5 protein-coding genes and 1 pseudogene are annotated in these 7539 nt (G+C 34.7%); 1 reads left to right on the top strand and 5 read right to left on the bottom strand.

Features of this window, described 5'->3' with window-relative positions; all coding sequences use genetic code 11:
* A pseudogene (locus J6569_RS08770) lies at nucleotides 1–987 on the top strand (hypothetical protein); the annotation flags it as partial.
* Nucleotides 988–1193: 206 nt separating this feature from the next.
* Here the strand turns inward: J6569_RS08770 and J6569_RS08765 are convergent.
* From J6569_RS08765 to J6569_RS08745, 5 genes are all read right to left on the bottom strand, one after another.
* Nucleotides 1194–1733, bottom strand: a complete 540-nt coding sequence (locus tag J6569_RS08765) for a methylated-DNA--[protein]-cysteine S-methyltransferase (protein ID WP_174798050.1) — start codon at nucleotides 1731–1733, stop codon at nucleotides 1194–1196.
* A 142-nt stretch (nucleotides 1734–1875) separates the two neighbouring features.
* Nucleotides 1876–2640 carry a histidine phosphatase family protein gene (locus J6569_RS08760; RefSeq protein ID WP_174798051.1) on the bottom strand — a complete coding sequence of 255 codons (765 nt, stop codon included), beginning with the start codon at nucleotides 2638–2640 and terminating at the stop codon, nucleotides 1876–1878.
* 13 nt (nucleotides 2641–2653) lie between these two features.
* A complete protein-coding gene (locus tag J6569_RS08755) occupies nucleotides 2654–3985 on the bottom strand; it encodes an OprD family outer membrane porin (RefSeq protein WP_174798052.1) in 1332 nt (443 codons plus the stop codon).
* 268 nt (nucleotides 3986–4253) lie between these two features.
* Nucleotides 4254–5648 (bottom strand): glycoside hydrolase family 1 protein, encoded by a 1395-nt coding sequence (gene ascB / locus J6569_RS08750; protein WP_174798053.1) that lies wholly within the window; start codon nucleotides 5646–5648, stop codon nucleotides 4254–4256.
* 3 nt (nucleotides 5649–5651) lie between these two features.
* Nucleotides 5652–7532, bottom strand: a complete 1881-nt coding sequence (locus J6569_RS08745; protein ID WP_296318258.1) for a beta-glucoside-specific PTS transporter subunit IIABC — start codon at nucleotides 7530–7532, stop codon at nucleotides 5652–5654.
* Nucleotides 7533–7539 lie beyond the last annotated feature (7 nt).

The raw sequence follows: 7539 nt of genomic DNA, 5'->3' as shown, positions 1-7539 counted from the left end.
TCGACTAATTATTGGTGGTATGACAATAATGGTGTAAGAATAATAGGTAATGATAAGAAAAAAATGATAGGTTGTGGTAGTGGCTTTTCAATGCCATTAAAGCTCATCATAAAAACCAATGTTAGTGCCCATTCAGCATACGGAATACCTGATGTAGGTAAGCAAATTACCCTAGCTAAGACCTACCAAATAGCACCAAAATCAGAGTTATGTTATGTCAAACCAAATAGCATAATTATTTATCCTGAATATCAATGGGGTAAGCCTGGTGATAATCCAGATTTGAATTATCGAATGTATTGGAATTCGCCAGATGGGCGAACACGATCAAAAGGTGGTGGAGGTTATACTCAAGATTATGTACCAAATTATGGTTTTAGGATTAAACCAGTCGTATCTTCAAAAACATTTCCTACAACAGGCTTTCCTGGGGCTAAATTTCAGTTAGTGATGACTGGTGCACAAACGGATTACGATTATCAATTAATTAACAACCCTGGTGATGGGGTTGTTGTTGATAAGAATGGTATGGTTAAATTAATAAGTAAACCATCAGGAACTGTCACTATAAGGGCTGTGTTAAAAAGAGATGCATCTGTTATGCATGAGTATAGTTTTACACCAATTTCAGTTTGGGCAAAACCTCAAGGCGATTTTAAAGGAGATAGAGCAAGTGGATGGCAACGATGTGGTGGTATTAATAAGCTTCTAAGCGTTAATGAGTTAACAAATGCTCCCACTACTACTATAGAGATCGATCCTGCTATTTTCTGGGGAGGGATTTTTACACGAGCAATTGATGGTTCATTATTTAGTGAGTGGGGATTTATCAATCAAAGATCTTATCCTGATTCTCAGTGGCGTGGCGGTGTTTATTGGACACGAGATCGAGAATCTTCTTCTAAACAATATCATGTATATTCTGATTCTGGGCATATAGGCACGGGAAATGACTCTTGGAATAACTATGTTGCATGTAAGGGGTAATTTTATTGTGTAACTTTTTTCTTTATAAAGTTGAGTGTATTGCTTTATTTGTGTAATAAAACCGTATTTATAATACTAAAATTAAAACATTTTTTAGTTGATGGAATATATTATTCATTAACTCAATTTTTAACTGGTGTAGTAGTGCTTTATCGTTATTCCATCAGTTAAAAATTTAGAATTAAAAACAATGTAACTACAATAATTTAAAGTGCAGTTCCTTTAGTTGGAATGAAAAAATCTTTGATATAAACATCTTCTATTTCTAATAACTTTATTTTTTTATCTATTCCACCAGCATAACCTGTTAAATTACCGTTTGCGCCGATAACTCGGTGGCAAGGAATAATGATTGATATGGGATTATGACCAACAGCCCCGCCTACGGCTTGGCTAGACATGTTTGCTTTGTTTGTTTTAATGGCGATCTGTTTTGCGATATCGCCGTAAGTAATGACCTGACCATATGGAATTTTGCATAAAATTTCCCATACTAAGATTCGAAAAGGCGTGCCATTTGGCGCAAGTTCTAATTGGTATGGATTCGGTCTTTTTCCTGAAAAATAATCGTCAAGCCATTTTTTTGTTGAGTTAAAAATGGGTAAATTAGATTTTTCTTCTGTTCGTGTATTGAGTGTGTGACCAAAATATTTTTCACCTTCAATCCAAGCCCCAACGAGCTTATTTTGTTGACTGGCTAGGGTTATTAGTCCCACTGGAGATGAATAATTGCATAAATAAAACATATTGGCCTTTTAGTAACATTTAATAAATACACTATTAAATTATGCTTGTTTATGGCGATAAATACTACAAATTTATCGATTAATATTATGAGCTAATAGTAAATGTGGAATATGGCTCATTGGTGAGCCATATATTTTGAAGTTATTTTGCTTGATTTTTGCCTTTTTCGACGTAGCTCATATCTCCAAGGCTTTCAACAATAAATTTACCATCGTCGGTGTAACGAATTTTAGTAACACTTGCGTTACCTAACCCAGCTGTTATTGGTTTATCTTGCCACTCTTGAACCATAGCCATAATTGCTAAACCGTGAGATACTACAAGTACGTTGCCACCACCTTGTGATTTGGCTGATTCAGCTATGGCTTTTAATGATGCTTGCATACGATTTTTTACTTTATTGTAGTCTTCGGCTTCGCCTGATTTCTCAACTGCGGCGATTGCATCCATCATTGTTTTTAGGGTAACCTTGCCTTGAGCCATATCCGCCATTAGCTCTTTATCTGATGCATAACCTAAATGCTGTGCAGCTGGTGTCCACATGTTCGGATCAAAATCTCCTTCATAATCGCCAAAACACTGTTCACGTAAGTCTTCCATTTCATTAATTTGAATTTTATCGCCTTTAGCTTCTAAAACAATGCGAGCAGTTTGTCGTGCTCTACCTAAATCACTTGAATAGACTGAAATAAATTTGACATCTTTCAACCCTCGTCCTAGTTGTTCAGCCACCTCGACACCTGGTTTTGTTAGCGGTGTATCAGACCATCCTTGTGCACGGTGTACGTTATTAAACATAGTTTTACCATGGCGAGTGACATAGAGATAAACATCATCAGCAAAAGCTTGTGATAAGGTTGTTATTGAAATAATTAATGTACTAATTAATATAATAAATTTTTTCATTGTTTTGTCCTCTTTATAATAAATTAAATCGGTAATCAATTACTGTTTCCGCCGAAAGTGAAGGTGAACGTTGGTATTTTCCATGTCTAAGTTTAGGTGTAAGGTCTGAAGCACTGACAGTTTTATAAGACCAACCATATCCAACCTTCGATAGAATAGAAAAATTTTTAAAAGCACCACTAGTTGGTTTCCATATATCAAAAACGTTAATTTCGCCATTTTTTAATGTATTATGTTTGTAGTTAAATTGTCCATAATTCATATATAGACCAGTGCTATTATCTTTAACAAAATCATAACTCATTACTGTTGTTAGTACCAGTTCACCATCACGTAAATAATCTGAGCCAGCAGCGGCAAGACCGTTAAAGCGAGCACGAGTATTTTTACCTAAATGTCGATTATAATATCCGATAGCGTTATGTTTGTTAGCGTCTGTATAGGCTAAACCGACTTTAATACTCCAGTCTTCTTCTTTCCATTCGACATCGGTTGCATAGTGCCATGCGTGATCTTCAAACTCTTTTTTGTTTTGTTTCATGGCATCATAATTGTCAAGAGCATAACTTCCGTAGAATTGTCCGCCTAAGATTAATTTTTGTATTGGTTTATACGATAATTCAATGACATGGCGTCTTAAATAATCTTTAGCAACACCATAAGAATAATCTAAAGTAAGATCTTTATCTTTATAAGCGATTTCAGCTGTTGAAATATTATTAATGATTTTTTTACGATCGGCCGTTAAAAAACGTAATTTTTTAGCGGATTCGCGGGGTAGGGTGCTATCAATATAAGCCAATGAAAAATAAACGTTATCATATTTTAGAATTCCGCTATAACCAAGATAACTATTGCGGGTAAGATGTTGGGTTGAACTTATGATACCTAAATCCTTCATGCTATGCCAACCAGCTTTCCCATTAAAGTTAATAGCATCATTACCTAATTTTATTTTGGCATAACGTTGGGTAAATTTATTAAATCCGTGAGCGTTATGTTTGTTATAGCCTTTACCATCGTTATAAAGTAGGTTACGGGTCGCAAAGTAATCACTAGCACCTAATCTTATTATGTTATCATAGGTGACATCAAAACCAATCATGTCAAATAAATAACCTGATTTATAATCAAAGCTAAATGCTTGCCCCCAAGCGCTGTGTACCTCTTTAGGTTGGGATGCATTTTCTTTTAAATATTTCCAATAGTTTCGAGTAGAAAATACAAATTTGGTGTCTTTAAAAAATGTATCATCGAGAATTGAGTTGTTGTGGGCTGTTGCATTTGCTAGCATAGAATAACTTGATATCCCTAATAGCATTATTGTGAGATATTTTATTTTCATTGTTCTTTTTCCTAATCGTTTTTATATTAAAAAACCTAAATACCAAATCAGAGAATAATTCTCTAATTAATATTTAGGTTTTGCCTGCCAAAAAGCAGTAACAATCCAATAATTTAAAGTTTTGTTTTATTTTTATGTATATATGTTTTTTATAGTAATATGATTAATTTAAATAATTTATATCTCCATTCAATTAGCTATTTACCTTGTCACATGTTTATAAAAAAATAATAGGGGGGATGAGTAGCGTCAATCCTCCCAGATTATCTTATGCTTTCAAATTTTCACCTTTTGAGGAAATCACAGATTGATACCAGTAGAAGCTTTTCTTTTTATAACGATTTAGTGTGCCAGTGCCATCTTGATTTAGATCTACATAAATAAATCCATAGCGTTTAGTGACTTCGGCTTTAGATGCACTGATAAGATCTATTGGTCCCCAACTGGTGTATCCCATGACTTCAACACCATCGTTGATGGCTTCTCGGATTTGTACTAAATGATCATTCATATAATTAATCCGATAATCATCATTGATTGTATTGTCTACTTCTAATTTATCTTTAGCACCTAAGCCATTTTCGACAATAAATAACGGTTTTTGATAACGCTCATAAAGTAAATTAAGAAGATAACGAATCCCAATTGGATCGATCTGCCATCCCCATTCGGATGCTTTAAGATAAGGGTTAGGTACCATATCTAAAATATTACCTTTGGTTTTTTGTGACTCATCATCTGTTGCACAGCAACTCATGTAATAACTAAATGAAATAAAATCGACTGTTTCTTTAAGATCTTGTTTATCTTGTTCAGTAATATCAAGCTTAATATGATTTTCTTTAAAGAAGCGATCCATATAGGTTGGATAATAACCACGCACCTGAACATCCCCAAAAAATAACCAACCATGATTTTCTTGATGAGTTTCCCAAACATCTTCAGGTTTTGGCGTAAGAGGGTAAGCCACAGCACCTAATAACATGTTACCAATTTTTGCATCTGGAATGATTTGATGACAGAGTTTAACCGCTCGACCACTGGCAACTAATTGATGATGAATTGCTTGGTAGATTTGCTGTTTGGTGCTGTTTCTGTCCAAACCAACACCAGTGAAAGGTTCATGTAATGACATGTTGATTTCATTGAAGGTAAGCCAATATTTAACCTTATTTTTATAGCGTTCAAAAACAGTTTTAGCGTAACGAGTGAAAAATTCAATGACTTTACGATTTTCCCATCCACCATATTGGGTAACAAGATAATAGGGCATTTCATAATGTGATAAAGTGACTAGTGGTTTTATGTTGTGTTTTGCCATTTCATCAAATAATTTGTCATAAAAGGCTAAACCAGCCTCATTTGGTTGTTCTTCATCGCCATTAGGAAATATGCGTGTCCAAGCAATTGATGTGCGTAGACAAGTGAAACCCATTTCAGCAAATAGAGCAATATCTTCAGGATAGCGATGATAAAAATCGATAGCTTTGTCTTTAATACTAGCAATATCAGTTTCATTGCGATTGATGATGTCACCAAATAAACCATTTGGCGTACAATCTGATGTAGATAAACCTTTGCCTCCTTCACGGTAAGCCCCTTCAACTTGATTAGCGGCAATGGCACCGCCCCAAAGAAAATCATTAGGAAATTTTGTTGACATGTTTTACTCCTTATTTTGGGATAACGCTAATAAAGCCTCTCCGCTTTGAATATTATCTTGTTCAAAGATACATTGTATATCTTGATAACTATCACTATTAGTAATGATAATTGGTGTGGTAACTTCAAAACCAGCTTGCTTAATTGCCTCTATATCAAAACTGACTAGCAAATCACCTTTTCTTACTTTGCTACCAGCTTCTACGTGAGCTTCAAAATGTTGACCATCTAATTTAACGGTATCAATACCGATATGAATTAATATTTCAGCTCCAGATTCGGTTTGAAAGCCAATTGCGTGTTTAGTTCGAAATAATGACACAACTTCACCATTATCAGGTGCAACAGCTTGACCAACAGTTGGAATGATTGCAATACCTTTACCCATTAATTCACTGGCAAATGTAGGATCTTTTACCTCACTTAATAAATTGACCTTGCCTGACATTGGACTGTAGATCGTGGTTTTATTTTCAGTCTCCATATTGTTAGAATATGAATTATCAATTTCATCCGTTTGAGATTTATCTTTAGGTATACCAAAGAAGTAAGTAACGATTGTTGCAATTGCAAAGGAAATAATTGTAGCAATAACAACCGCATAAAATCTTGCATCGACCCCTTCAATTGGAATTAATTGTAAAAATGAAAATATACTAACCATACCAAACGAATAAGTGACAGTGTGATGATAACCAACAATAGCCCCACCAATTGCGGCAGACAAGCAACCAATAACAAATGGTTTTTTTAATGGTAAATTCACGCCATAGATTGCTGGTTCTGTCACACCAAAAATCCCTGATAATACAGATGAGCTTGCTAATGCTTTAAATTGCTTATCTTTAGAACGTAACATTACCGCTAATGCTGCCCCTGTTTGTGCAAAAACAGCCGGTAATAAAATAGGTAACATAAAGTCTTCATGATAAAGAGCCAAGTTATTCATCGAAAATGGTACTAATCCCCAATGAACCCCAAATATCACCATGATTTGCCAGCCAGCTGCTAAAATCATTGAAGCAATTACAGGATTTAATTGATAGATGAAGATAATTCCAGAGGCAATAAGGTCACTTAACATTGACACAACAGGGCCAATAACCGCAAAAGTTAACGGTACGGTAATTAATATGCTGAGTAATGGCGAGATAAATTTTTTAAACGAATCATGCAATATTTTATTAAAAGCTCGTTCCAATATAGAATATACCCAACTTGCTAAAATAATTGGAAATACCGATGATGCATAAGGGATTAGACTAATTGGGATTGAAAAGAATTCGGTTTGTAATTCTAATGCGCCTCCCATCATACCGACAATATTAGGGTGAACTAATGCACCGCCAATTGCCATGCCTACATAGGGGTTACCGCCAAATTTTTTAACAGCAGAAAATCCTAAAATAATAGGTAGGTAATAAAAAGGTGCATCAGCAATGGCAAATAGGAAATTATAAGTAGGTGTTTCAGGGATAATGACATTGATTACTTGTAACAACGAGATTAGACCTTTTAAAATCCCGCCAGCAACAAGTACAGCAAGAGCTGGAATAAAAATGCCCGAAACCAGATCAATCAATTTAGAGAAAATCCCCGATTTTTTGCCTGATTGCAAGGTTGGTTGATTATTTTCATTAAGATTTGTCAGTTGCATAATGTCACTATATACATCAGCAACATTATTACCGATAACAACCTGAAATTGTCCTCCACTTTGTACAACTGTAATCACACCAGCTAACTTTTTTAATGTTTCTGCATCGGCTTTGTTATCATCCTTTAATACAAATCTTAAACGAGTAGCACAATGCACTAAGCTGATAACATTGTCCTTACCTCCAACATGTTGAATAATTGATTCGGCAAACTGTTTATTTTTCATACCTTAT

Origin of the sequence: Gilliamella sp. (genome assembly GCF_024104075.1) — a bacterium.
Taxonomy (GTDB): Bacteria; Pseudomonadota; Gammaproteobacteria; order Enterobacterales; family Orbaceae; genus Gilliamella; species Gilliamella bombi.
Note: the sequence above shows the minus strand (reverse complement) of the source record. Positions and strands in the feature narration are given on the sequence as shown.